Raw genomic sequence first — 2,949 nt, forward strand, 5'->3', positions numbered from 1 at the left:
GGCCGGCGTTGGCGCCTTTGATCACCGCTGGGCCGGTGTCTTCGTTGTCGACTTCATCCCAACTCAGCATCGAAATATTCCTTCCTGGTCTGGTCTGACGGGGGTGGGCCCGTCCAAAAATTAGATGATTTGCAGGCTTCAAGGCATTGAAATACTGCGCAGAGTGTGGTCGGTGAACACCGATGTCGCACACTATGTAGTGGTCTGTTTTGTTTGTGGGCACACTATATGGTGTGTAACAGGCTTGGTCAAACCCGCCAAGCAGGATACGTCGTCGCATGCTTGTAAAGGGCTGGGCGCATCGCCTGACGGCTGCACGAGGACACGACGAAGCAAAAAATCGACGTATAGCCTAGGCCGCATCAGTCGCCAGACTTGCCGGCACCCTCACGCAGCAGGGCTTCGAAGACACGCTGCACGCGCGCGTCGTCGCTGTGGGCCACATTAAAGCGCATCGAATCGCGATGGATCGTGTCGTAGCCGAATAACGCCCCCGGTGCCAGCACCATGCTGCGTTTCAACGCCTCCTGGGCCAGTAGTTCGCCGTTTACCCCCGGCGGTAGGCGCGCCCAGATAAACATGCCGCCTTCGTAGGCCATCGGCAGTTCACAACCACAACGCCTGAGCCATTGCTCCACGCGACCACCGGCCTCCATCAGCCGTTGCACCATGCGTTTGCGGTGCTTGGCGTAGCTGCCTTCGCTGAGCATGCGGTAGACGATCTGCTCGAACAGCTCCGAGGTCACGCCGCCGCTCATCAACTTCATATTGGTCAAGTTGGCCGCCAATTGCGGCGCGGCCACCACGTAGCTGACGCGGGTGTTGGCGCTGAGGATCTTGGAAAACCCCGACAGGTAAGTCACCTGCTCAAGACCGGCGAGGCTGGCCAGGCGTGGTGGTGGGTTGGGGTGCAGGTCGCCGTAGAGGTCATCCTCGACAATATGGCAGTGGTAATGCTGGGTCAGCTGCAGCAGGCGGAACGCTTGGCTCGGGCTGAACGAATGGCCGGTGGGGTTATGCAGCACGCTGGTGGTCAGGTACAGGTTGGGACGGTGTTCGGCCAGCAGCTGTTCCAGAGCGGTAAAGTCGAAACCGTCCGGGCGACGCTGGATGGTCACCACCTTGACCCCATGCAGCGCCAAATTGGCGTGGAAGTTGAAATAACACGGGGCATCCAGCAACACCGTATCGCCGGGGCGCGCCAGCAGGCGCATAAGCATGTCCAAGCCTTGCACGGTGTTAGGGGTGGTGATGATTTGCTCCACCGGCACCGACAATCCGTCACCGTGCAACTTGTGTTGCAGGGCCTGGCGCAGCGGTAGTAGACCGGCTGGCGTACCCAGCCCGGCGATGCGCAGCGACGGCGCGCGCACCACGCTGCGCATGGCCTGGCGGAGCGCGTCGCTGTTCAACCACGCTTCGGGCAAATGGCCGCCGCCGGGGCGCAGGTCGCCGTCGGTGGTCACCAGCGGGCGACGCAAGACGCTGAGCAGGTCCTGGGGCAGTAGGTCGACCCAGGTCGACGACGCTGGCCGCGTGCTGCCCATCGCCACAAAGTAGCCGCGGCCCTGGCTGGAGGTCAGCAGGTTGCGGCCGCGCAGACGGTCGAGGGCTTCGTTGAGGGTGAATTTGCTGACGCTCAGGGTCTGAGTCAACTCGCGCACCGATGGCAATTTGCTACCCGGTGCCCATTCGCCGTTTTCAATAGCCTGGCTGAACGCTTCGACGATCTGCTGCACCTTCGGCGTGCCGTCCACAAAGGCGATGGCGGATACAAACATAAACCTTCCTTGTCTTTGCTGGTGCTTTTACCGGTGAAGTGAGGCCGGATTAGGCATCACTTTACCTGCCTGGTGCAACGTAGCTCCTCTAGACTGCCGGCCACCTCGCTTGGATACGGCGATTTTCCCTGCAAGTGAGCAATGGATTCCGCGTTTCTTATGACGACTTATATGTGCGCATCCAGAAACCGCTGAGAGTCGAAGAGGGGGCTCAAGGCCAAGACAGTCGACTCTCCTACCCAAGGACCAGGATCATGACAACCTCATTAACGCTCTCCTCGTTTCTCTACTTTCTGTTGTTTTGCGCCACCATGACCTTCAGCCCTGGCCCCATGACCCTGCTCTTGCTGAGCCTGGGCTTGAAGGACGGCCTGCGCAGTTCGATCCCGGCGCAGATCGGCGCCAGTGTGTCGTACCTGATTTCGATCCTGATCTTTGCCGTGGGCTTCTCGGAACTGATCAAGGGCAATCTGGCCATTACTCAGACCGTCCAGTTTGTCGGCGTCGCCTACATCCTGTACCTGGCCTACAAACAGTGGACCAGCAACGGCGTGTCGATCGACAGGGCAGGAGCCGTGGAAGGTTCGCGCAGCCTGTTTGGCAAAGGCTTGCTGACTGGGTTTTCCAACCCCAAGACCATCATTATGTTCAGCGCGGTGTTTCCGCAGTTCGCCGGGGCCGGGGAGCACAGCTCGGCGGCGGACATCGCCATCCTCGGGCTGACCTTTCTGCTGCTGCAATTCGCCAGCGGCTGCTTGTATTGCTACTTCGGTCAGCGCATCAAGCATGTGCTGGAAAACCCCCAGCGCCGCGTGTTGTTGCAGCGCGCCACGGCGGTGCTGCTGTTGGGGGTCGCATTAATGCTTGCGCGGGGTTTTTCCCACTGAGCAACGCCTTTATCGGTCGTGGTGGCAATTTGCCGCTGCCCTGATAGACTCGAGGCATTCCTCCAGGATTGACCCCCGCCATGCCCAGCGTCGGAGGAAAAGGACTTCCGCTCGCCATACGCCTCTACAAAACCCGTGCCTTGGGATTGGCCTTGGGCGTGGTGTGCGTGGTTTTTGCCATGTCCCCCTTGGAGCCTCCGCCGTGGATATGGGCCTGGATGCTGATCAACGCGTTTGTCTGGCCCCATGTATCGTTTCAACTGACCAAACGCGCCAGCCAG

The 2,949-nt window shown here is 60.2% G+C and carries 3 protein-coding genes; 2 read left to right on the top strand and 1 reads right to left on the bottom strand.

Going from position 1 to position 2,949, the window contains the following annotated elements; translation table 11 throughout:
* Positions 1-362: 362 nt before the first annotated feature.
* Positions 363-1,781, bottom strand: a complete 1,419-nt coding sequence (locus YA0848_RS35670) for an aminotransferase-like domain-containing protein (protein ID WP_034114937.1) — start codon at positions 1,779-1,781, stop codon at positions 363-365.
* Positions 1,782-2,035: 254 nt separating this feature from the next.
* On the opposite strand from YA0848_RS35670, the gene YA0848_RS35675 reads away from it, so the two are divergent.
* Together YA0848_RS35675 and YA0848_RS35680 are read left to right on the top strand one after the other, a co-directional pair.
* Positions 2,036-2,668, top strand: a complete 633-nt coding sequence (locus tag YA0848_RS35675) for a LysE family translocator (protein ID WP_034097191.1) — start codon at positions 2,036-2,038, stop codon at positions 2,666-2,668.
* 80 nt (positions 2,669-2,748) lie between these two features.
* Positions 2,749-2,949: MASE2 domain-containing protein (locus YA0848_RS35680; protein WP_332874114.1), on the top strand; the 201-nt coding region annotated here is incomplete at its 3' end.

Origin of the sequence: Pseudomonas sp. S4_EA_1b (genome assembly GCF_016307435.1) — a bacterium.
In the GTDB taxonomy this organism is placed as follows: domain Bacteria; phylum Pseudomonadota; class Gammaproteobacteria; order Pseudomonadales; family Pseudomonadaceae; genus Aquipseudomonas; species Aquipseudomonas rhodesiae.